15 protein-coding genes are annotated in these 21,833 nt (G+C 70.3%); 1 reads left to right on the top strand and 14 read right to left on the bottom strand.

All coding sequences use genetic code 11. The annotated features are described in order from the left end of the window. Positions 1-3: 3 nt before the first annotated feature. From putA to FOZ74_RS09790, 3 genes are all read right to left on the bottom strand, one after another. On the bottom strand, positions 4-3,993 hold the full coding sequence (gene putA / locus FOZ74_RS09800) for a trifunctional transcriptional regulator/proline dehydrogenase/L-glutamate gamma-semialdehyde dehydrogenase (RefSeq protein ID WP_146912891.1): 3,990 nt from the start codon (positions 3,991-3,993) through the stop codon (positions 4-6). 69 nt (positions 3,994-4,062) lie between these two features. Continuing rightward, on the bottom strand, positions 4,063-5,580 hold the full coding sequence (locus tag FOZ74_RS09795) for an MFS transporter (RefSeq protein WP_146912890.1): 1,518 nt from the start codon (positions 5,578-5,580) through the stop codon (positions 4,063-4,065). Positions 5,581-5,641: 61 nt separating this feature from the next. After that, a complete protein-coding gene (locus FOZ74_RS09790; protein WP_146912889.1) occupies positions 5,642-6,286 on the bottom strand; it encodes a cysteine hydrolase family protein in 645 nt (214 codons plus the stop codon). 138 nt (positions 6,287-6,424) lie between these two features. Here FOZ74_RS09790 and FOZ74_RS09785 point away from each other — a divergent pair, with 138 nt between their 5' ends. Continuing rightward, positions 6,425-7,393: a GlxA family transcriptional regulator gene (locus tag FOZ74_RS09785; RefSeq protein WP_146912888.1), complete on the top strand. Its 969-nt coding sequence runs from the start codon at positions 6,425-6,427 to the stop codon at positions 7,391-7,393. Between the two features lie 17 nt (positions 7,394-7,410). On the opposite strand, the gene FOZ74_RS09780 is transcribed toward FOZ74_RS09785, so the two are convergent. The 11 genes from FOZ74_RS09780 to FOZ74_RS09730 all read right to left on the bottom strand — a co-directional run bounded on the left by FOZ74_RS09780 (position 7,411) and on the right by FOZ74_RS09730 (position 21,829). Next, positions 7,411-9,000 carry a class I adenylate-forming enzyme family protein gene (locus FOZ74_RS09780; RefSeq protein ID WP_255437550.1) on the bottom strand — a complete coding sequence of 530 codons (1,590 nt, stop codon included), beginning with the start codon at positions 8,998-9,000 and terminating at the stop codon, positions 7,411-7,413. Between the two features lie 5 nt (positions 9,001-9,005). Beyond that, the gene (locus FOZ74_RS09775; protein ID WP_146912886.1) at positions 9,006-9,833 is read right to left on the bottom strand and encodes an SDR family oxidoreductase; all 828 of its coding nucleotides are present in this window, start codon (positions 9,831-9,833) and stop codon (positions 9,006-9,008) included. Then, positions 9,830-11,713, bottom strand: a complete 1,884-nt coding sequence (locus tag FOZ74_RS09770) for an acyclic terpene utilization AtuA family protein (RefSeq protein WP_146912885.1) — start codon at positions 11,711-11,713, stop codon at positions 9,830-9,832. Before FOZ74_RS09770 ends, FOZ74_RS09775 begins: the two co-directional genes overlap by 4 nt. After that, a complete protein-coding gene (locus FOZ74_RS09765; RefSeq protein ID WP_146912884.1) occupies positions 11,710-12,480 on the bottom strand; it encodes an enoyl-CoA hydratase/isomerase family protein in 771 nt (256 codons plus the stop codon). Before FOZ74_RS09765 ends, FOZ74_RS09770 begins: the two co-directional genes overlap by 4 nt. A gap of 133 nt (positions 12,481-12,613) precedes the next feature. After that, entirely contained in the window at positions 12,614-13,774 is a 1,161-nt protein-coding gene (locus FOZ74_RS09760; RefSeq protein ID WP_255437548.1) for an acyl-CoA dehydrogenase family protein, read from the bottom strand. Next, positions 13,765-15,849 carry an ATP-binding protein gene (locus FOZ74_RS09755; RefSeq protein WP_146912883.1) on the bottom strand — a complete coding sequence of 695 codons (2,085 nt, stop codon included), beginning with the start codon at positions 15,847-15,849 and terminating at the stop codon, positions 13,765-13,767. Before FOZ74_RS09755 ends, FOZ74_RS09760 begins: the two co-directional genes overlap by 10 nt. Before the next feature lie 228 nt (positions 15,850-16,077). Beyond that, positions 16,078-17,256 carry an acyl-CoA dehydrogenase family protein gene (locus FOZ74_RS09750; protein WP_146912882.1) on the bottom strand — a complete coding sequence of 393 codons (1,179 nt, stop codon included), beginning with the start codon at positions 17,254-17,256 and terminating at the stop codon, positions 16,078-16,080. 154 nt (positions 17,257-17,410) lie between these two features. Next, positions 17,411-19,054: an acyl-CoA carboxylase subunit beta gene (locus FOZ74_RS09745; protein ID WP_146912881.1), complete on the bottom strand. Its 1,644-nt coding sequence runs from the start codon at positions 19,052-19,054 to the stop codon at positions 17,411-17,413. Then, positions 19,051-19,953, bottom strand: coding sequence for an SDR family oxidoreductase (locus FOZ74_RS09740; RefSeq protein WP_146912880.1), 903 nt, complete (start codon positions 19,951-19,953; stop codon positions 19,051-19,053). Before FOZ74_RS09740 ends, FOZ74_RS09745 begins: the two co-directional genes overlap by 4 nt. Then, entirely contained in the window at positions 19,950-20,609 is a 660-nt protein-coding gene (locus tag FOZ74_RS09735; protein ID WP_146912879.1) for a TetR-type transcription factor C-terminal domain-containing protein, read from the bottom strand. Before FOZ74_RS09735 ends, FOZ74_RS09740 begins: the two co-directional genes overlap by 4 nt. A gap of 428 nt (positions 20,610-21,037) precedes the next feature. Then, complete coding sequence (locus FOZ74_RS09730) at positions 21,038-21,829, bottom strand: enoyl-CoA hydratase (protein ID WP_146912878.1); 792 nt, start codon at positions 21,827-21,829, stop codon at positions 21,038-21,040. Between the last annotated feature and the right edge of the window lie 4 nt (positions 21,830-21,833).

The raw sequence follows: 21,833 nt of genomic DNA, 5'->3' as shown, positions 1-21,833 counted from the left end.
TGCTCAAGCCATCGTCATCAACTGCGCGTTGCCGCCGGCCGCCGCCGTGTTGGTGCTGATCGACTGCTCGTGCACCAGCGCCGCCAGGTCGTAGCCGCGGCCTGCGGCCAGCTCGTCGCTGCTGCGGCTTTCCACGCGCACCAGCGCACCCGCGCGCGCGGCCACGCGCGCGGCCAGCTGCAGCAGGGCGTCGCCGTCGCCCTCGAAGAGCAGCGCGGCCATGGGCGCATCGTCCAGCGCAGCGGCGTCGGCCTGGCGCAGGCGGGCGCGCGCCTGCTCACCCAGCGCCGCCTGCAGGGCCGACCAGGCGGCCGCGCACTCCTGCTCGCCTGCTGGCAGCACGACCGCACAGGCGTTGCCGCTGGCCAGCGCCGCGGCCACCTGCGCCAGCAGGCCCAGCGCGGTGCGCGGCAGCGCCCACACCGGGCCGCGCGGCAGCAGCCGGTAGCGGTTGGATTCGCCCGTGGGGCCGGGCAGCAGCCAGCTTTCATGCAGGCGCGCGGCGCTGACGGCGGCCTGCACCAGGGCGCGGGCCTGGGCAGTGTCCACCTGCGCGGGCGGCGACTGCAGCAGCGGCTCGAGCAGCGCCGCGGCCGGCGTGGGCGGACTGGCCCCCGTCGCGGGCAGCGCGGCCAGCGCCTCGTTGGGCGCGCCCTGCACCAGCCGGTACAGATACAGCGGCCCACCCGCCTTGGGGCCGGTGCCCGACAGCCCCATGCCGCCGAACGGCTGCACGCCGACCACCGCGCCGACGATGTTGCGGTTCACGTAGATGTTGCCGGCCTGCACCCGGGCGCTGAGCTCGGCGATGGTTTCGTCGATGCGGCTGTGCACGCCGAAGGTCAGGCCGTAGCCGCTGGCGTTGATCTGCGCCAGCAGCTCGGGCAGCGCCTCGCGCCGGTAGCGCACCACGTGCAGCACCGGTCCGAAGACCTCGCGCGTCAGCCGCGCGGCGCTGTCGAGCTCGATGATCGCGGGCGGCACGTAATGCCCCTTGTCCGCGCCCTGGTGCAGCCGCGTGACCTTCTGGCCCGCGGTCTGCATGGCCTCGATGTGGGCCTCGATCTGCGCGCGCGCCTCTTCGTCGATGACCGGGCCGACGTCGGTGTCCAGGCGGTCGGGGTTGCCCATGCGCCATTCCTGCAGCGCGCCCTTGAGCATCGCCAGCTGCCGCTCGGCGATGTCTTCCTGCAGGCACAGCAGGCGCAGCGCCGAGCAGCGCTGCCCGGCCGAGTCGAAGGCCGAGCCCAGCACGTCCAGCGTCACCTGCTCGGCCAGTGCCGAAGAATCCACCACCATGGCATTGAGCCCGCCGGTTTCGGCAATCAAGGGGATGACGCGGCCCTGGGGCGACAGGCGCGTGGCCAGGCGCTGCTGTATCAGGCGCGCCACCGCGGTCGAGCCGGTGAACAGCACCCCCGCCACCTGCGGATGCGCCACGAGCTGCGCGCCCACGGTATCACCCGGCCCGGGCAGCAGCTGCAGCGCATCCGGCGGCACGCCGGCCTCGTGCAGGATGGCGACCATGGCCGCGGCGGTGAGCGGGGTCTGCTCGGCCGGCTTGGCCAGCACCACGTTGCCCGCGGCCAGCGCCGCCGCCACCTGGCCGGTGAAGATGGCCAGCGGGAAGTTCCAGGGGCTGATGGCCAGCAGCACGCCCAGCGGGCGCTGGCTGGCGTTGTCGAACTGCGCCTGCACCTGCGCGCCGTAGTAGCGCAGGAAGTCGGTGGCCTCGCGGATTTCGCCCAGCGCCGCGGCCAGGGTCTTGCCCGCCTCGCGCTGGATCAGGCCCATCAGCAGCTGGCCGCGCTGCTCCAGCAGGTCGGCCGCGCGCGCCAGCACGTCGGCGCGGCGCGCGGGCGGCAGGCCGGCCCACATGGGCAGCACCTGGGCGGCGCGCCGGGCGCTGCGCTCGACGTCGCCGGCATCCGCAGGCCGCACCCAGCCCACGGTGTCCTGCAGCTGCGCGGGGTTGAGCAGCGGCTGCCAGGCGGCGTCGTGTTCCGGCTCGGGCGGCGGCTGCACGCCCGGCGGCATGGCAAACCAGGGGTGGCTGGTGCTGCCCAGCAGCGCCACCGCGAGCGAGGCCAGGCGCTGCTCGTGCGCCAGGTTCAGGCCCTGGGAGTTGGGCCGCGCCAGCGCGCCCTGGCCGGCAAACAGGTCAACCGGCAGCGGGATGCGCGGGTGCGGCGCGCCCAGCACGCCCTCGTCGCGCGCGATCTCCTGCGCCTGCTGCACCGGGTCCTGCACCAGCTCGGCAACGGGCACGGCCGGGTCGCCGATGCGGTTGACGAAGGAGGTGTTGGCGCCGTTTTCCAGCAGGCGGCGCACCAGGTAGGCCAGCAGGGTCTCGTGGTTGCCCACGGGCGCGTAGATGCGGCAGGGGCGCGCCAGCCTGCCCTCGGCCGTCGGGCCGACCACTTGCGCGTACAGCGGCTCGCCCATGCCGTGCAGGCACTGGAATTCGTACTGGCCGCTGTAGTAGCTGCCGCCCACCGACTGCGCCAGGTGGTAGATGCTGGCCAGGGTCTGCGCGTTGTGCGTGGCAAATTGCGGGTAGATGGCGTCGGGCGCCTGCAGCAGCTTGCGCGCGCAGGCGAGGTAGCTCACGTCGGTATAGGCCTTGCGCGTATACACCGGGTAGCCGGGCAGGCAATCGAGCTGCGCGCGCTTGATCTCGCTGTCCCAGTAGGCGCCCTTGACCAGGCGCACCATCAGGCGGCGGCGGCTGCGCCGGGCCAGGTCGACAAGATAGTCGATGACCTGCGGGCAGCGCTTCTGGTAGGCCTGCACCACGAAGCCTATGCCGCTCCAGCCCTTGAGGCTGGGGGCGGCGCACAGCGCCTCCAGGATGTCCAGCGACAGCTCCAGCCGGTCGGCCTCTTCGGCGTCGATGTTCATGCCGATGTCGTACTGGCGCGCGAGCTCCGCCAGATGCAGCACGCGCGGCAGCAGCTCGCTCATCACGCGCTCGTACTGGGCGCGGCTGTAGCGCGGGTGCAGCGCCGAGAGCTTGATGGAAATGCCCGGTCCGTCGAAGATGCCGCGCCCGTTGGCCGCGCTGCCTATGGCGTGGATGGCCTGCTGGTAGTCGGCCAGGTAGCGCTGGGCGTCGGCCTCGGTCGTGGCGGCTTCGCCCAGCATGTCGTAGCTGTAGCGAAAGCCCTGTTTTTCATGCGCGCGGCTGTTGGCCAGGGCTTCGGAGATGTCCTGCCCGGTGACGAACTGCTCGCCCATGAGCTTCATCGCGCGGTGCACGCCCTGGCGGATGACCGGCTCGCCGCCCTTGGCGATCACGCGGGTGAGCGCGGCCGAGAGCGTCTTTTCGCTGCTGGTGGCGGTGAGCTTGCCGGTCAGCACCAGACCCCAGGCGGCGGCGTTGACGAACAGCGAGGGCGAGCGCCCGACGTGCGCGCGCCAGTCGCCGTGGCTGATCTTGTCGCGGATCAGCGCGTCGCGCGTGGCGCGGTCGGGGATGCGCAAGAGCGCCTCGGCCAGGCACATCAGCGCCACGCCCTCCTGGCTGGAGAGCGAGAACTCCTGCACCAGCGCGGCCACGCCGCTGAGCACCGGCGCGTCGCGCAGGCCCTGCACCAGGCGGGTGGCGAGCTCGCGCACGCGCGCTTCCTGCGCGGGCTCGCTGGCGCGCGCCAGCGGCAGCAGCACGGGCAGGCATTCGGGCTCGGGCCGGTGCCAGGCGGCGGTGATCGCGCCGCGCAGCGGCGTCTGCGGCAGGATGGACTGGGCAAAGGCCAGAAAGGGCTGGGCGGCGGCGTTGCCCGCGGCGGCGGTGTCGGCCTCGGCCGCATCCGCCTCGTCGGCGCCCGCGTTCTGCAGGCGGATTTCATGCGCGCCGCGCTCCACCGCGTCCACGTAGAGCATGGCCGCCTGCTTGATCAGCCAGTGGGGCGTGCGCCCGATCTGCTGCGCGGCCGCATGGATGCGCTCGCGCTGTCGCTCATCGACCTTGATGCCCAGGGTGGAAGTGGCCATGGCATGCTGCCTTGTGCATGGGAAGGGGCTGCCATGGTTGCACAAACTGGTCGGGGCCAGATATTAGGGTTAACCCGTGGTACTACTTTTTGGGCCTTCGTCGATCACCGGGAAGCGGCGCGGTGCGAGCAGCAGCGCCAGCAGCATCAGCAGCGCGAGCACCGCCATGCCCAGGTAGAGCGCGTCGGTGGCCGCACCAATGGCCTGGCGCAGGTAGCCCGCCACGGGCGCCGGCGTGGCCGGCGCCTGCAGTGCGGCAAGCACGCCGTCCACCTGCGTCGGCAGCCCGGCGCGCAGGGCCGCGGGCGCCTGCGCCAGCCTGGCCTGCAGCGCGGCGTTGAAGATGGCGCCGAACAGCGCCGCGCCCAGGCTCTGGCCCAGGTAGCGCGAGAACATGTGCGAGCCCGTCACCACGCCGCGCCGGCCCCAGTCCACGCAGGACTGCATGCCCACCAGGATGGACGTGGAAAAGAAGCCCAGCCCGGCGCCGAGCAGCACCTGGTCGGCAAACACCAGCGCCACCGGCTGCGGCCGCGGCATGGCAAGGAAGGCCAGCGCCGCCAGCACGATGAGCAGGCAGCCGAACAGGCCGGTGTCGCGAAAGCCCAGGCGCGCGTACAGCGGCGGCGACAGCGCCGAGGCCGCGGGCCAGCCCATGCTCACCGCCGCAAGCACAAAGCCGGCCGCGATCGCGCCCTGCGACTGCACGGCCTGCAGGAAGGTGGGCAGGAAGATGCTGGGCGCCATCATCACCAGGCCCATGCCGATCGCCGCGAGGTTGGAGCCCAGCAGCTCGCGCCGGCGCCACAGCCAGCCGGGCAGCACCGGCTCGGCGGCGCGCCGCTCCACCCGCACCAGCGCGGCAAGCGCCAGCAGCGCCAGCGCACCCACCAGACCCATCTGCCACGAGGCCCAGGGCCAGCTTTGCCCGCCTTCAAGCACGCCGAAGGTCAGCAGCCCCAGCGCCAGCAGCAGCAGGGCGGCGCCCGCCAGGTCGATGCGCGCCGCGCGCTGCTGGAAGACCTCGTGCAGCTCGCGCCCCACCAGCACCAGCGCCACGGCGCCGATCGGCAGGTTGACCAGGAAGATCCAGCGCCAGCTGGCGTATTCGGCAAAGGCGCCGCCCAGCAGCGGCCCCGCGATCGCCGCCACGCCCCAGACGCTGGACAACCAGCCCTGCACCGCACCGCGCTCGCGCACCTCGTAGAGGTCGCCCGCCAGCGTCATCACCGTGGCCATGATGGCGCCCGCGCCCAGGCCCTGCAGGCCGCGAAAGGCAATCAGCGCATGCATGTCCCAGGCGGCAGAGCAGGCCACCGAGCCGAGCAGGAAGAGCAGCGTGCCGCCCATCAGCACGGGCTTGCGCCCGAACAGGTCGGACAGCTTGCCGTAGACGGGAATGGTGACGGTCTGCGCCACCAGGTAGATGGAAAACACCCAGCTGACCCGCGCCAGCCCGCCCAGGTCGCCGACGATCTGCGGGATGGCGGTGGAGACGATGGTGGTGTCCATCGCCGCCAGCATCATCATGGCCATGAGGCCGGCAAGGATCCAGCCGCGGTGGGCGGGGGCGGGGCTTGCGGACATGCGGCCGATTGTGCGGCAGGGGTGAGGGCCTGCGGCTTATCCACAAAGCCGCCGCCGGAGTTCATCCATCAATCTTCAGCAGCCCACGCGCCCGCCGGTTGGACCGGTAGATACTGTCGCGCACCGGCGCCGCGCCGGTCTTCACGCTGTGCACCCATTCCCGGGTCGACAGCACCGCCGCGAAGCGCGATTGCAGCACCACGCTGAACACGCGGTGGATGTCCTCGGCGCTCGCGAAGCCAGCCTGGTTGCGGTAGGACACCGCACCCGACGCGTCGTGCAGGAACTCCACGGCCGTGCCGTTGTGCAGCGCGTGGTTGATGGTCGATGCATCGCAGTTGTGCGTCATGAAGCCGACCACCGTGAGCGTGTCGATGCCATGCTCCCGCAGCCACTCTGCCAGGCCGGTTTCCGGATAGGCGCTCGGCAGCGTCTTGCGCACGTAATGGTCGCGCGGGCGGGACGCGACGGCCGGATGCAGCTGCCAGCCATCCGAATCGACGGCGAACAGCGGCGAAGTGGCCGGCGCGGTCTGCTGCACGACGATCACCGGAATGCCGGCCGCGCGGGCCGCATCCATGGCGATGCCGACATGGGCGACGCTCTGCTGCGGGTCCGGGTACTCGATCGGCAGGTTGCCGGTGAGGTATTCGTTTTGCACGTCGATCACGATCAGGGCGCGCTTTGGGGTGGCGGATGCGGTCATGGCAAGGCTCCTCTGCAGGGGTTGATGGACCGGGCTTCGCAATGGGCCCGTGGACACGATGATCGTCCGGGGCTATGCTTCGCGAAAGTGGCCCAAAAGACATTCACCGTTGAAATCGGGCCAAACCACGGAGACGCCATGCACCCCAGGGAAATCGCCGTCCTGGCGTTCGACCACATCAGCCCGTTCCACCTGTCGGTGCCGTGCCTGGTGTTCGAGGATCGCGCCTGGGCGGGGCTGCCCTCGTACCGGCTGCGCATCTGCGCGGGCGAGACGGGCCGGCGCCGCGGATTGCGCACCACCGCCGGATTTGCCGTCCAGACCGAATGGACACTGAAGGATGCTGCGCACGCCGACGTGCTGATCGTGCCGTCGTGGCGCGATCCGCAGGAGCCGCCGCCCACCGCCATGCTGGATGCCGTGCGTGCGGCGCATGCGCGCGGCGCCACGGTGGTCGGACTGTGCCTGGGTGCGTTCGTCCTCGCCGAGGCCGGCGTGCTGAACGGCCACCGGGCCACCACGCACTGGAGCGCGGTCGATGCGTTTGCGCGCCGCTACCCGCAGGTGGAGTTGGTGCCGGATGTGCTGTACGTCGATGCCGGCGACGGCCGGCTCGTGACCTCCGCCGGCACCGCCGCCGGGATCGACTGCTGCCTGCACCTGGTGCGCCGCTGGCATGGCGCGGAAGTCGCAAACCGCGTTGCGCGGCGGATGGTGGTCGCGCCGCATCGGCAGGGCGGGCAGGCACAGTACATCGAACAGCCGCTGCACGATGCGCCGGGCGGCGACCGTCTCAGCGAGCTGCTGAATTGGACCGTGGCGAACCTGGCCGAACCGCACACCCTCGACTCACTGGCCGCGCGCGCCGCGATGAGCCGGCGCAACTTCACGCGGCGCTTCAGGGAATTGACGGGAGCCACGGTCGGGCAGTGGCTGCTGGGCCAGCGCCTGGCCTACGCGCAGCGCATGCTGGAGACCACGCAGCAGCCGATCGAGACCATCGCACAGCATGCGGGCTTTGGCAGTGCGGTGTCGCTGCGCCAGCATTTCAGCCAAGCGTACCGCACCTCGCCGAGTGCGTACCGCGCGGTCTTCACACGCGGCTGAATCGATCGCGGTTCAGTTCACGCCCCCTCCTCTTTGGTCCATGCCTCCTGCGCCAGCCTCTCGAACTGCTTGCGCAACAGGTGCTTTTGCACCTTGCCCGTCGAAGTGGCAGGCAGCGCGTCGACGAAGTGGATCAGCTTGGGCACCTCGAAGCCGCCCAGGTGCGCGCGGCAGTGGGCGGCCAGCGCCTGCTCGTCCAGCTCGGCGCCGGGCTTCTTCACCACGAAGGCGCAGACCGCCTCGCTCCAGCGCGGGTGCGGCAGGCCGATGACGCCGCAGCCGGCCACGCCGGGGTGGCCCAGCAGCACGGCCTCGACCTTGACGCTGGCGACGTTCTCGCCGCCGGTCTTGATCATGTCCTTCTTGCGGTCCAGGAACATCAGCTGCCCGCCCGGCCCCCACATGCCCAGGTCGCCCGTGTGGTGCCAGCCGAAGCGCTGCGCGGCGGCGCTGGCCTCGGGGTCCTTGAAGTAGCCCAGCATGGCGTTGGCGCCGCGGTGCACGATCTCGCCCGGCTGGCCTTCGCCCAGCAGGCGGCCTTCGTCGTCCATCACCGCGGTCTCGTTGTGCGGCAGGGAAAAGCCCCAGAAGTTGCCGCCCAGCCCGGGGTGCTCCATGGGCTTGAAGGTCATGGTGCCGGGGTACATCTCGGTCTGCCCGGTGGCCAGTTGCACGTTGGGCGTCATGCGTTCGGCGATCACCTGGATCAGCGCGTCGGGGATGGGCGCCATGGCGTAGATCGCCAGGCGCAGCGAGGGCGCGCGAAACGCCGGGTCCGCCAGCAGCGCGCCGTACATCATGGGCAGGCCGGTGAAGAGGGTGTACTTCTCGGCGGTGATGCTGGCGCGCACCTCGTCGGGCACGAAGCCGCGCAGCAGCACCGCGCAGGCGCCCGCCATGTGCGCCGTGGCCACCAGGGTGTGCTGGGCGCAGTGGTACAGCGGCAGCAGGGCCGAGAACACGTCCTGCTCGGTGATGCCGAAACCGGCCATGTTGCCCATCAGCGCCGCTGCCACCGAGGCGTGGCTGTGCACCGCGCCCTTGGGGTGGCCGGTGGTGCCGCTGGTGTACATGATGAGCGCAGGCTGCTCGCTGGCCATGTCCAGCTCGGGCAGCGCATCGCTTTGCCCGTGCTGCGCCTGCGCCAGCGTGCAGGCGTTGGCGACGGCCGTCTCCGTGCCCGCGGCCATGGTGATGAACAGCGGCACCGCCAGGCGCGCGAGCAGCTCGGCCATGCCGGGGGCGGCGTGCAGGGCTTCGTCCACCACCACGGCGGACACTTCGGCGTGGCGCAGGATGTAGTCGATCGCGGCCGGGTCCAGCCGGGTGTTGACCGGCACCCAGACGTTGCCCGACTTGTGGATGCCGTTGTAGGCCACCACCATGTCGGCCGAGTTGGCGCAGAGCATGCCGATCTGGTGGCCGCTGCCCAGGCGTTCGAGCAGCGCATGGGCAAAGCGCGAGCTGCGCGCGTCGAGTTCGGCGTAGTCCATGCGGACGTCGCCGTCCACCACGGCGGTGCGGCGGGGGAATTTGAGCGCGCTGCGGTGGATCAGGTCGCCCAGCGCCACGCGGCGGATGCGGCGCAGCTCTGCGGATGGGGTCATGGCTATCACGGCGGTGTCTCCTTGTCTGAGGGTGAAGAGGGTGGCTCTTGCTGCGCGGCGGCGCGGATCATGGGCGTGAGCATGTTCTGCGCCCCGCCGTCGCAGGCGATGACGGCGCCCGACAGGTAGCTGGCCGCGTCGGAGCCGAGGAACATCGCCAGGTTGGCAATGTCCTGCGGCGTGCCCATGCGCCCCAGCGGCACCAGGGCGCGCACCAGCGCGTCGCCCTCCTCGCCCTGGGGCGCGAGGCGCTTCATGCCTTCGGTGCCTTCGATGGGCCCGGGCGTTATCACGTTCACGCGCACGCCCGCCGCGCCCCATTCCAGCGCCAGCACGCGCGCGAACTGGTCCACGCCGGCCTTGGCCGCACCCACGTGCGACTGCCCGGGCATGGGTACCACCGCCTGCGGCGCACTGATGAAGATGACGCTGGCGCCGGGCTTGTGCAGATGCGGATAGGCATGGTGCGCGACGTGGAAACTGCCGATCAGGTCGATGTCCACCACCACCTTGAAAGCGTTGGCGGACATCTCGCTGGCCTGCGCCAGGAAGTTGCCCGCCGCGCCCGAGACCAGCACGTTGATCGGCCCGTGGCGCGCCACTGCCGCCGCCAGCGCCGCGCGCACGCAGGCTTCGTTGCGCACGTCGCAGACCACGCCGAAGGCCAGCCCGCCCAGCGCCGTCATCGCGGCATTCACGTTGACCTGCTTGCGGCTGGCCACGGTCACGCGCGCGCCCGCCGCCGCAAAGGCCTGCGCTATGCCCAGATTGATGCCGGTGGTGCCGCCAAAGACCATCACATGGCAACCGGAATAGTCGAACCGGACCTTCATGCTTTGACTCCCCAGTGCGCCGGCACGCGCAGCGGCATCGCCAGCAGCATCTGCGCCATGCCCTTGCCGAGCGCGTCGTTGTTCAAGCTGGCCATGCCGCCCCCGCCCAGCGCCTGCGTGCAGACGAAGTTGAAGGCGGCAATGCCGGGCACCTCAAAGCGCGTGACCGTGCCCTTGACGGCATGGGCCAGATGCGCCTTGACGGCCTCCGTGGTGAGTTGCTCGCGCAGCAGGGGCAGCCATTCGGGCCGGCGCGCGATCACGCCGATGTTGGAGGTGTCGCCCTTGTCGCCCGAGCGCGCCCAGGCGAGGCGGATCAGCGGGACTTCGATGGTGCCGGTTTCTTCTGTATTGATAGCTTGTGGTGCTTGCTCAGCAAGCGTTTGGGGGCAATTTGACACCTGGCCCTTACCCCTGCCCTCTCCCAGAGGGAGAGGGGGAAATACTGGCGGGGTTGATCGCCCTCGCCCCTCTGGAGAGAGGGAGGGGTGAGGGGCTGGCAGCGCCACTTCCGTTCCATCAAGCACCACCCGCGCCGCCACCCGCCCCTTTTCGAGCAAGAACGCGTACTGCCGTATCAGCGGCGAGACGGCCGCGCGCCCGCCCGCCCCGGTGGTGCCCGGCGCCCATGAGGTGCCCGCGGGCGCCACCTCGCGCGCCAGCAGTTGCAGCGCGGCCTTGTCCGCGTGGCGCGCGCTGATGCGCAGCACCGCCTCGCGCGTGTGCTGCACCGCCGGGTTTGCCAGCGGCCCCCAGCCGCTTTCGGCCCCCAGCACCTCGATGTGCGTGGCGGAGAACGGCGCCAGGCCCTGGGCCGCGAGCAGCTCGCCCACGCGGGTGAAGATGGCCTCGCCGGTGCGCCGCGCCTTGGCCACCGCGTCCATGCCGACGATGGTCAGTTGCGCCGAGGTCTTGTAGCCGTCCATGTAGGTGGCGCAGACCTTGTAGCTGGCGGGCGCGGGCAGGCCGCGCGCGCCGCTCACGTGCACGCGCTCGGGCCCGGTCTGCGCCATGCGCACCTGCGTGAAGTCGCAAACCACGTCGGGCAGCAGGTAGGCCGCGGGGTCGTGGATCTCGTAGAGCATCTGCTCGGCCACCACCTGCGGCGCAACCAGCCCGCCCGTGCCTGCGGGCTTGGTGACGGTGAAGCTGCCGTCCCGGGCGCACTCCACGATGGGGTAGCCGATGTGCGCCCAGTCGGGCACCCGCTCCCAGTCGGTATGCAGCCCGCCCGTGCCCTGGCAGCCGCATTCGATGATGTGGCCCGCCAGGCTCCCGCCCGCCAGGCGGTCGAGCTCATGCGCCTGCCAGCCGAATTCATGCATCAATATGCCCAGCGTGACGGCCGAATCCACGCAGCGGCCGGTGACGACGATCTGCGCTCCGGCATCGAGCGCCGCCTTGATCGGCAGCGCGCCCAGATAGGCGTTGGCGGTGACGACGCGCGCGGGCAGCGGCGCGCCGCTTTGCAGCTCGGCGACGGGCGGGTCGCTGGCGCGCAGCTCGGGCAGCAGCGGCATCACGTCGTCGCCGGTGACGACGGCGACGCTGACCTGCACGCCCAGCTCGGCGGCCAGCTCGCGCAGCGCCTGGGCGCAGCCTTCGGGGTTCACGCCGCCGGCGTTGCTGACCACGCGGATGCCGCGCGCCACCACGTCCTTCAAGACCGCGCGCATCGCCACGGTGACGAAGTCGGTGGCGTAGCCCAGCTCGGGTTTTTTCATGCGCGCGGCGGCGAGGATGGACATGGTGAGTTCCGCCAGGTAGTCAAAGGCGAGGTAGTCCACCTGGCCGCTGGCCACGAGCTGGGGCGCGCCCACGCTGGAATCGCCCCAGAAACCGCTGGCGCCGCCAATGCGGACCACTTTGCTCTCGTTCATCGTCCACTCCATAGCGGTGCGCGTTTTTCGCGAAAGGCCGCCTGGCCCTCGCGCGCGTCCTCGGTCAAGGCGAACAGGCCGATCTGGCTTTCGGTGAAGGCGATCGACTGCTCGAAGGGCAGCGCCTCCAGGTGCTTCATCAGGTAGAGCCCGCGGCGGATGGCGGCGGGGGATTTGTCCACGATGCGCGCGAGCAGTTTTTCCACCGCCGCATCCAGGTCTTCGGCCACCTCGTTGACCAGGCCGATGGCCAGCGCCTGCCGCGCGCCGATGGCCTCGCCGGTGATGCACAAGTCCGCCAGCGCGCGCCGCCCGATGAGGCCCTGCAGCACGGAGAGCACCTGCGCCGGGAACACGCCCACCTTGACCTCGGGCAGGCCAAAGCGCGCATGCGGCGCGGCAATGGCCAGGTCGCACATCGCCAGCAGCCCCATGCCACCCGCCATGCAGGCACCGTTGACGCGCGCGATCAAGGGCAGGTGCGTGGCGTGCGCGGTGCGCAGCAGCGTGGCAAAGCCCTGCTGCGGTTCGGAATAGTCGAACTGGAAGCTCTTGCCCGTTGCCAGGTCGGCGCCCGCGCAAAAGGCCTTCTCGCCCGCGCCGGTGAGCACGATGGCGCGCAGACTGCGGTCGCCGTTGGCGCGTGCGAGCTGTTCGGTGAGGCCCGCGATCACCGCCGCGCTCATGGCGTTGCGGCGCTCTTCGCGGGCGATGGTGAGCCAGAGGATGCCGTCTTCCTGGCGGGTCAGCAGTTCTGTCATGTGCATCTTCCTTGGTTCAGTGACCGACTCCCTCCCCCTTTGGGGGAGGGTTGGGGTGGGGGCTACCTGCGCCACTGCAATGCGGTACGCCGCAAGCCCCCATCCCCACCTTCCCCCAGAGGGGGAAGGAGCAAAACCGTCAAAACCCCCACTGCCGCGCAGCGAGCTCCTTCATGATTTCCTCGGTGCCGCCACCTATGGTCACCACCTTGACCTCGCGGTAGATGCGCTCGCACACCGTGCCGCGCATGTAGCCCATGCCGCCCAGAATCTGCACGCCCGCGTCGGCGCAGAACTGCATGGTCTGCGTGGCCTGGTTCTTGAGCGTGCAGACCTCGGCCACCCAGTCCGCCCCGGTGTCGCCCGCATCGAAGCGCGCGGCCACGGCGTCCAGCCAGGCGCTGGTGGCGCAGATGCGCTGGCGCATGTCCACCAGCTTGTGGCGGATCACCTGGTGCTGGGTCAGCGGTTGGCCGAAGGTGCTGCGCTGGCGTGCCCAGGAGAGGGCCTCATCGAGGCAGGCCTCGGCAAAGCCGACCGCGCCCGCCGCCAGGCCCAGGCGCTCGCCGTTGAAGTTGCCCATGATGGCCTTGAAGCCCGCGCCCTCGGCGCCCAGCAGGTAACGCGCGGAGACGCGCACGCCGTCAAAGCGCAGGTGCGCGGTGTCGGAACTGAGCCAGCCCATCTTGTCCAGGCGCGTGCGCGAAAGACCGCTGCTGTCCCCCGGCACCACGATGAGGCTGATGCCGCCCGCGCCCTTGTTGGCCACATCCGTCCGGACGGCCAAGGTGAACCAGTCGGCGCGCATGCCGGAGGTGATGAAGATCTTTTCGCCGTCGATCACGTACTCGTCGCCCTCGCGCCGCGCCGTGGTCTTGAGCTGCGCCACGTCCGAGCCGCCGCCCGGCTCGGTGATGGCGAGCGCCGCGATCCGCTCGCCCGCGAGCACCGGCGGGATCACCTCGCGCTGGAGGGCATCCGTGCCCAGGGCGACGATCAGCGGCAGCGCGATGTTGTGCGAGAACAGGCTGGCCTGCACCCCGCCCGAGGCGCCGTAACGGCACAGCGCGCGCCACACCGGCATGCGCAACCCGCAGGGCGCGGGCGTGCCGCCCAGCGCCTCGGGGTAGCCCAGGCCAAGCAGGCCCAGATCGGCCGCGCGGGTGTACAGGGCGCGCGGGAATTCACCCGCCGCATCCCATTCGGTCACGTGCGGCGCGATCTCCGTCCTGGCGAAGCGCGCAACGGTATCGACGAGCTGCGTGCGCGCCTCCTGCAATTCTTCGGTGCTCATGCGCATGCGGGTTTCTCCTGCGGCTGGGGCGGCACAAAGCGCAGCAGCACCTGCCCGGGGCTGACCTGCTGGCCGACCTCGACCAGCACCTCGGCCACGGTGGCGGCGGCGCGCGGGGCCAGGCTGTGCTCCAGCTTCATCGACTCGATGACCACGGCCGCCTCGCCCTGCGCCAGCGCCTGCCCCGGTTGCGCGACGATGCGCACCACGCGGCCGTTGAAGGGGGCCTTCAGTTCGGTGGCCGCCTGCGCCTGGCTGGCGCTGGCCGCCGGCAGGTAGCTCTCGTCCTCGAACCACCAATCGACGCCGCCCGCCTGCGCATGCCAGCGCTGGCCGCCCTCGCCACCCGCCACGGGGACGGCGCGCACGCGCTCGGCCCAACCGTCCTGCGTGCAGCGCAAGCTGCCGTCGGGCAGCGCCTGCACGGCGATGTGGCGCGGCGAAGACTCGCCCCCCGCGGGCGCCCCTTCCCGTGGGAGCGGCTTCAGCCGCGAAGGCTTGTCTTCGCGTTCTTCTTCGCGGCTGAAGCCGCTCCCACCGTCCGTTGGCACCGCATCGACCAGCCAGCCACCGGCCACGGCACGCACCGCCACGGTGCGGACGTGCTCGCGGTGGCGCAGCCGCCGGGGAGCGGCAAAGGCACAGGGCAGGCCCGCCACATTCACGGTCAAATAGGCCGCAAACGCATACCTGTCATGCGCAACCAGCTCTTTTTCAAGGAGCGCCGCACGCAGTGCGTCACCGTGTTCATCAAGGAAGGAGATCAGCGCCTTGCCCGCCTGAAAGCGCGCATCGCCCAGGCATTCCATCAGAAAGCCGCGGTTGGTCGGCAGGCCCAGCACCTCGGTCTGCGCCAGCGCGGCGATGAGCTGGTTGATCGCCGCCTCGCGCGTGTCGGCATGCACGATGAGCTTGCCCAGCATCGCGTCGTAGTACGGCGTGACTTCGCCGCCCGCGCTCATCGCATGGTCAAAGCGCAGGCCGGCGCGCGCGAAGTGGCTCGCGCCCGGCGGCTCGGCAAAGTGCGCAATGCGCCCGGCGTGCGGGGTGTAGTTCTCGTCCTCGGCGCACAGGCGCACCTCGATGGCGTGGCCGGTGAGCTGCACCTGCTCCTGGGTGAGCGGCAGCGCCTCGCCGCGCGCCACGCGGATCTGCCACGCCACCAGATCCAGGCCGGTGATCGCCTCGGTCACCGGGTGCTCGACCTGCAGGCGGGTGTTCATCTCCATCAGGTAGAAATCCTCGCCTTCCAGCAAAAACTCCACCGTGCCCGCGCCGACGTAGCCCGCGCCCTGCGCCAGAGCCACGGCGCAGGCGCCCATGCGCGCGCGCAGTTCGGGCGAGACGGCGGGCGAGGGAGCCTCTTCGATGATCTTCTGGTGGCGCCGCTGCACCGAGCAGTCGCGCTCGCCCAGATGCACCGCGTTGCCCAGCGCGTCGGCAAACACCTGCACCTCCACGTGGCGCGGCTGCAGCACCGCGCGCTCGATCAAGAGCTCGCCATTGCCAAAGCCCGCCAGCGCCTCGGAGCGGGCGCCCTGCAGCGCGGCAGGCAGATCGCCCGCCTGCATCACCAGGCGCATGCCGCGCCCGCCGCCACCCGCCACGGCCTTGACCATCAGCGGGTAGCCGATCTTGTGCGCCTCGGCGGTGAAGCGTGCTACCGACTGGTCTTCACCCGCATAGCCCGGCAGCACCGGCACGCCCTGCCGGACGGCCAGGCGCTTGGCCGCGCCCTTGTCGCCCAGCGCACGGATGGCCGCCGGGGGCGGGCCTATCCAGACCAGGCCGGCGTCCTGCACGGCCTGGGCAAAGGCCGCGTCTTCGCTCAGGAAGCCGTAGCCGGGGTGGATCGCATCGGCGCCGGTGGCACGCGCCGCCGCCAGCAGCTTGTCCACGCGCAGATAGCTCTCGGCGGAGGTATTGCCGCCCAGCGCGAAGGCCTGCGTGGCCTCGCGCACGTGCGGCGCATGGGCGTCGGCGTCGGAATGCACCGCGACGGTGGCGATGCCCATCTGCCGGGCCGTCGCGATCACCCGGCGGGCGATCTCGCCGCGGTTGGCAATCAGGATTTTTTTCATGCGCCTCTCCGCAGTGCCCCCTCCCCCGCTGGGGCTGAGGGGTGCGGCTCCCGCTGCGCCAGTGCGCAGCGGGACACCCCGAAGAGCGGCGGCGTCTCGCCGCCAGCACCGGGGCAGGGGTGGGGGCCAGCGGCGTTCGCACCCACAACAAAACTCCGCAAGGCGCAAGCCGCCCCCATCCCTGCCTTCCCCCAAAGGGGGAAGGAGAAATATCCGAAAGCCATCACGTCAACCCGCATGGCGCTTCGCCAGCCCCATGGTCTTGGCAATGATCCCCAGCATCACCTCGTCCGCCCCGCCGCCGATCGAGCCCAGCCGCCCGTCGCGGTACAGGCGCGAGACGCGGTTGTCCCAGGTGAAGCCCATGCCGCCCCAGAACTGCAGGCAGGTGTCGGCCACCTCGCGCGTCAGGCGCCCGGCCTTGAGCTTGGCCATGCTGGCCCACTGCAGCACGTCGTCGCCCGCCACGTAGCGCTCGCCCGCCTTCCACGTCAGCGCGCGCAGCGCCTCCACCTCGGTCTGCAGCTCCACCAGCTTGAACTGCACCCACTGCTGGTCCAGCAGCGTGGCGCCGAACATCTTGCGCTGGCGGGTGTATTCGACGGTCTCGCGTATCGCCACCTCCATGCCGGTGATGGCATTGGCCGCGGCCCACAGGCGCTCTTCCTGGAACTGCTGCATCTGGTAGATGAAGCCCTGGCCCTCCTGGCCGATCAGGTTGCGCGCGGGCACGCGCACTTCGTCAAAGTAGATCAGGCCGGTATCGCTCGCGTTCATGCCGATCTTGCGGATCTTTTGCGCCACCTCTATGCCCTTGGTCAACTGGCCGTTCGGGCCGTCGCGCATGGGCACGATGATCAGGCTCTTGTTCTTGTGCATGGGCCCTTCGCCGGTGTTCACCAGCATGCACATCCAGTCGGCCTGCAGGCTGTTGGTGATCCACATCTTCTGGCCGGTGATCACGTAGTCGTCGCCATCGCGGCGCGCGCGGCTGGTGATGCCCGCCACGTCGCTGCCCGCGCCCGGCTCGGACACGCCGATGCAGCCCACCATGTCCCCCGCAATAGCCGGGGCGAGAAACTCGCGCTTGAGCGCATCACTGCCGAAGCGCGCCAGCGCCGGGGTGCACATGTCGGTCTGCACGCCCACGGCCATGGGGATGGCGCCGCAGTTCACCAGCCCCATGGTCTCGGCCATCAGCATGCTGTAGGAGTAGTCCAGCCCCATGCCGCCGTATTCCACCGGCTTGGTCAGGCCCAGCAGGCCCAGGTCGCCCAGGCCCTTGAAGACCTGGTGCGCAGGGAAGATCTCCGCCGCCTCCCATTCATCGACGTGCGGGTTGATCTTTTCGTCGATATAGCGCTTGAGCGTGTCGCGGATCTGCTCGTGGTCGTGGGTCAGTTGCATGGAAAGTCTCCAGTCAGGTGTATGACTCCCTCCCCCTTTGGGGGAGGGAGGGGTGGGGGCTAGCGCGGCACGGAGATCGCGCCCGGCGCCAAAGCCCCCATCCCGGCCTTCCCCCAGAGGGGGAAGGAGAAAGACAGATGCGCCGCCATGGGGCTCACATCCGCGCCACGCCAAACTGCATGGGCCGCAGTTCGCGCGCCGCGCCCTCGGCGATGGTGGAAAGGCAAAAGCCCAGCACCGCACGGGTGTCGCGCGGGTCGATCACGCCGTCGTCCAGCAGCATGCCGCTGGTGGCAAACGCGTCCTGCTGGCGCTCGAACATCGCAACCACGGCATCAAACTGCTGCTGCATCTTGTGCTGGTCGGGCTCCACGCCCTTGCGCCTGAGGGCCGCCTCGGTGACGATGCGCATGGTGCCTGCCGCCTGCTCGCCGCCCATCACCGCCGTGGTGGCCGTGGGCCAGGCAAAGAGAAAGCGCGGCGCAAAACCGCGCCCGCACATGCCGTAGTTGCCCGCGCCAAAGCTGGCGCCGCACTGGATGGTGAGCTGCGGCACCGTGGCATTGGTCACCGCCTGGATCATCTTGCTGCCATGCTTGATGATGCCGCCCTGCTCCATCTCCTTGCCCACCATGTAGCCGGTGGTGTTCTGCAGATAGACGATGGGGTGGCCGAGCTGGCACATCCACTGGATGAAGTGCGTGGCCTTGTTGGCGCCGGCAATGTCGATCGGCCCGTTGTTGGTGATGAGGCCCACCGCATGCCCCTGGATGGCCGCCTGCGCGCAGACCGTGGCCATGCCGTGGCCACTCTTGAACTCCAGCAACGCCCCGCCATCGACGATGCGCGCGGCCACCTCGCGCATGTCCACCGGCTCGCGGTGGTGGGCAGGCATCAGCGTGAGCAAGTCGTCCACCGGCCAGGGCGGCTCGGCATACCATTTTTCAATAGCTGCTTGCGCTTGACCAGCAAGGGTTTGAGGCCGATTTGACCATTGAAGTTGTGCCACCACGTGCCGCGCGATGCCCAGCGCCTCGCGGTCGTCGCGCGCCAGGTATTCGCCCAGGCCCGAGACGGTGGTGTGCATCAGCGCACCGCCCAGCTCTTCTTCCGTCGCCACCTCGCCGGTGGCGGCCTTGAGCAGCGGCGGCCCGGCCAGAAAGGCGCGCGAGCGGCCCTCCACCATGATCACGATGTCCGACAGCCCCGGCATGTAGGCCCCGCCCGCCGTGCCCGAACCATGCTGCACGGTGATGACCGGAATGCCCGCCGCGGACAGGCGCGCCAGGTTGCGGAACATGCTGCCGCCGTAAACGAAACCCTCCACGCGGTAGCGCATCAGGTTGGCGCCCGCGCTTTCCACCAGATGGATGAAGGGCAGACGCTCGCGCAGCGCGATCTCCTGCACGCGCAGGATCTTGTCCAGGCCCATGGGCTGGATCGCGCCCGCCTCTATGCCGGAATCGCTCGCCACCACCATGCAGCGCGTGCCCGAGATGAAGCCGATGCCCGCGACGATGCCGCCGCCGGGCACGGATTTGTCGGCATCGGGCACGTCATGCAGGAATCCCGCCAGCGAAGCCAGCGGCAACCAGGGGCTGCCGGCATCCAGCAGCAACGCCACGCGCTCGCGCGGCAACAGTTGGTGGCGCTTGGCAAAGCGCGGCCCGGCCTGCGCCGAGGCGTCCTGCGCGCGCTGCTCCAGCGCCCGCAGCTGCCCGATGCGCGCCAGCATGTGCGCGCGCCGCTGCTGCGCCTGGGCGCTGGCCGCGTTCCAGCGCGATGCGAACGCCGTCATGCGCCGCCCCCTGCGTCATCGGCAAACACCCGGGGCGTGACCGCGCGGTGGAACCCGTTGAACGCGCGCACCGCCGGGCGCTGCTGCACTTCACCCGACGGCAGCTGCATCGGCCAGCCCATGCGCACCTGCGGGCGCGCGCCGTCGATGCGCACCACGCTGCCGCTGATGAAGTTGGCCGCGGGGCTGAGCAGGAAGGCGATGGCGCCCGACACCTCCGCCTCGGTGCCAAAACGCCCCAGCGGCACGGTGCGGCGCATCGCGCGCAGCATGTCGCCGGCCTCGGGCGGGTAGTGGTCCATGCCGCTGGAGGCGATGTAGCCCGGCGCCACCGCGTTCACGCGCACGCCGCTCCTGGCCCACTCGGCCGCCGCCGTCTCGGTGAAGCTCACCATGCCCGCGCGCGCCGCGCCGCTGTGGCCCATGTTGGGCATGGAGCCCCACATGTCCGCCACGATGTTCACTATTGAACCGCCCTGCGCCTGCATGCTCTGCAGATAGCACTCGCGCGCCACCAGGAAGCCGCCGGTCAGGTTGGTGTTGACCACCGCCTCCCAGCCCCTGGCGCTGATCTTTTCCAGCGGCGTGATGTACTGCCCGCCGGCGTTGTTCACCAGCGCATCCACGCGCCCGTGCGCCGCCACCACCGCCGCCACCATGGCCTGCACCGCCGGTTCGTCGCGGATGTCGCAGACCTGCGTGTCGGCCTGGCCGCCGTCCTGCGCAATCTCGGCCTGCACCGCCTGCAGCTTGTCCAGCTTGCGCCCCACCAGCACCACCCGCGCGCCGAGCTGCGCCAGCTCGTGCGCGCTGCAGCGCCCTATGCCCGAGCCGCCACCGGTCACGATGATGGTCTGCCCGGCAAACAGGCCGGGCCGGAAGATCGATTGGTAATTCATGCTTTCCCCGCAAAAAGATGCAGCGCTTGCTCGGTCAGGCCGTCCAGCGTCTGGCTGCCGCGCACCCGGAACCACTGCACCGACCAGTTGAGCGCGCCAAAGATGAACAGCCGCGCCACCGCCGGACTGGCGCGCAGATCGCCCTGCGCCGCCAAGGCCTCGAGCGCCGGCATCCAGGCGGCCTCGTAGGTGTCCTTGACCTGCGAGACACCCTTCTTCTGCGCCGCCGTGAGCGAGCGCCACTCATAGAGCATCACCGGAATGAAGCCGCTGGCCGGCCCCAGCAGGATGTCGAAGTGGTGGCGTATCAGCGCGCGCAATCGGGCATGCGCGTCGGCCTCGGGCGCGAGCTTGTCCAGCGCCTGCTGCTGGCTTGCCAGCGCGCCTTCCATGCCCTCGCGCATCACCGCGTACAAAAGGGCGCTCTTGCTCTTGAAGTAATAGAAGGGCGAGCCGCTGTGCATGCCGACCGCCGCCGCGATGTCGCGCGTGGTGGTCGCCGCGTAGCCCTTGACGAGAAACAGGCGCGCCGCCTGCTCCATCAGCTCGCGCCGGCGCCCGCTCTCGTCCAGATGCTGCGCACTCTTGCGCGGCCGCCCGCGCGGGCGGCGTGGCGCGGCTTCAGCCGCCGGATCTTGCGCAAGGGTCTCGGGCATGCGCGCAGGTTAGCAAAGCTTTTTAATTTAATCAAGCGCTTGCTTTGTAAAAACATTCGATCTGTTCGACACGGACGCAGATCGCGTGGCCTGTACATTCAGATCCTTCACGAGGTCACCATGCCCACACGGCTCAAGCCCATCGGCCACCCCAGCGCCCATGCACCCCACGTCCGGCAGGAACCGGACGAGCCACATGAACCAGCGGTAATCATTCAAAGCGGCGAGGGCGAGGCCACACCGCGAGACGCGGCCTCGTTCGGGCAGGCGCAGGAGGCCCTCGCCAGGCAGGATGTTTGTGCGGGCCGATTGAGCACACTGTACGCGGCGCAACGGCAACTGCGCGGCTGAAATCCGGTTTTCTCTTTTGGCGAAAGACCCAACCGGCCGGCTGCGCGGCCTCGCCTTCCTGGCGGAAGGCACGGCTTTCAGCAGTGGCTGAAATCCGGTTTTCTCTTTTCAACGAAGGCCGTGAAGGCTTCGCGCGCCGCGGGCGTGCGCATCAGGCGCGAGAAGGACTGCCCCTCCTCAGCCATGCGCTCCAGCACCGCGCGCGTCTGGCCGCCCTTCATCAGGCGCTTGGTCTCGATCAGCGCGCTCAAAGGCTTGGCGGCGAGCTTCCTCGCCTGGGCCTGGGCCAGGGCGTTGCATTCGGTGGGCGGCACCACGCGGTTGACCAGGCCCACCTCCAGCGCCGCCTCGGCCATGAAGGGCTCGCCCAGCATCAGCGCCTCGGCCGCGCGGTGGTGGCCCAGCATCTGCGGCAGCAGCAGGCTGGAGGCCGCCTCGGGGCACAGCCCGAGGTTGACGAAGGGCAGCGCAAAGGCCGCGTTGTCGCCCGCATAGACCAGGTCGCAGTGCAGCAGCAGCGTGGTGCCCACGCCCACGGCCGGGCCGCAGACGGCGGCCAGCAAGGGCTTGGGGAAGGTGGCAATGGCGTTGAGAAAGCGCCAGACGGCGCGCTGCGTCAGGTCGCCGCCCTGCGCCTCGCCACCCTGGCGCAGGAAGTCGCCAATGTCGTTGCCCGCGCTGAACACCGTCGCATCGCCCTGGAACAGCACGCAGCGCACGCTGGCGTCTTCGGCCGCGGCGGTGAGCACGTCGGCCATCTCGCCGTACATGCGCTCGGTGAAGGAATTCTTCTTGTCCACCCGGTTGAAGGTGATGGTGCTCACGCCGCCTTCGGCGTGCACCAGGATGTCCTGCGTTGCTGCGCTCATGCTC

It is taken from the genome of Comamonas flocculans (assembly GCF_007954405.1).
GTDB classification, from domain to species: domain Bacteria; phylum Pseudomonadota; class Gammaproteobacteria; order Burkholderiales; family Burkholderiaceae_C; genus Comamonas_C; species Comamonas_C flocculans.
This window is presented reverse-complemented; position numbering and strand designations above follow the sequence as displayed.

Excerpts from the sequence above, each read along its gene's own strand:
- putA (WP_146912891.1), bottom strand. The coding sequence starts at position 3,993 with ATGGCCACTTCCACCCTGGGCATCAAGGTCGATGAGCGACAGCGCGAG.
- FOZ74_RS09795 (WP_146912890.1), bottom strand. The coding sequence starts at position 5,580 with ATGTCCGCAAGCCCCGCCCCCGCCCACCGCGGCTGGATCCTTGCCGGC.
- FOZ74_RS09790 (WP_146912889.1), bottom strand. The coding sequence starts at position 6,286 with ATGACCGCATCCGCCACCCCAAAGCGCGCCCTGATCGTGATCGACGTG.
- FOZ74_RS09785 (WP_146912888.1), top strand. The coding sequence starts at position 6,425 with ATGCACCCCAGGGAAATCGCCGTCCTGGCGTTCGACCACATCAGCCCG.
- FOZ74_RS09780 (WP_255437550.1), bottom strand. The coding sequence starts at position 9,000 with ATGACCCCATCCGCAGAGCTGCGCCGCATCCGCCGCGTGGCGCTGGGC.
- FOZ74_RS09775 (WP_146912886.1), bottom strand. The coding sequence starts at position 9,833 with ATGAAGGTCCGGTTCGACTATTCCGGTTGCCATGTGATGGTCTTTGGC.
- FOZ74_RS09770 (WP_146912885.1), bottom strand. The coding sequence starts at position 11,713 with ATGAACGAGAGCAAAGTGGTCCGCATTGGCGGCGCCAGCGGTTTCTGG.
- FOZ74_RS09765 (WP_146912884.1), bottom strand. The coding sequence starts at position 12,480 with ATGCACATGACAGAACTGCTGACCCGCCAGGAAGACGGCATCCTCTGG.
- FOZ74_RS09760 (WP_255437548.1), bottom strand. The coding sequence starts at position 13,774 with ATGCGCATGAGCACCGAAGAATTGCAGGAGGCGCGCACGCAGCTCGTC.
- FOZ74_RS09755 (WP_146912883.1), bottom strand. The coding sequence starts at position 15,849 with ATGAAAAAAATCCTGATTGCCAACCGCGGCGAGATCGCCCGCCGGGTG.
- FOZ74_RS09750 (WP_146912882.1), bottom strand. The coding sequence starts at position 17,256 with ATGCAACTGACCCACGACCACGAGCAGATCCGCGACACGCTCAAGCGC.
- FOZ74_RS09745 (WP_146912881.1), bottom strand. The coding sequence starts at position 19,054 with ATGACGGCGTTCGCATCGCGCTGGAACGCGGCCAGCGCCCAGGCGCAG.
- FOZ74_RS09740 (WP_146912880.1), bottom strand. The coding sequence starts at position 19,953 with ATGAATTACCAATCGATCTTCCGGCCCGGCCTGTTTGCCGGGCAGACC.
- FOZ74_RS09735 (WP_146912879.1), bottom strand. The coding sequence starts at position 20,609 with ATGCCCGAGACCCTTGCGCAAGATCCGGCGGCTGAAGCCGCGCCACGC.
- FOZ74_RS09730 (WP_146912878.1), bottom strand. The coding sequence starts at position 21,829 with ATGAGCGCAGCAACGCAGGACATCCTGGTGCACGCCGAAGGCGGCGTG.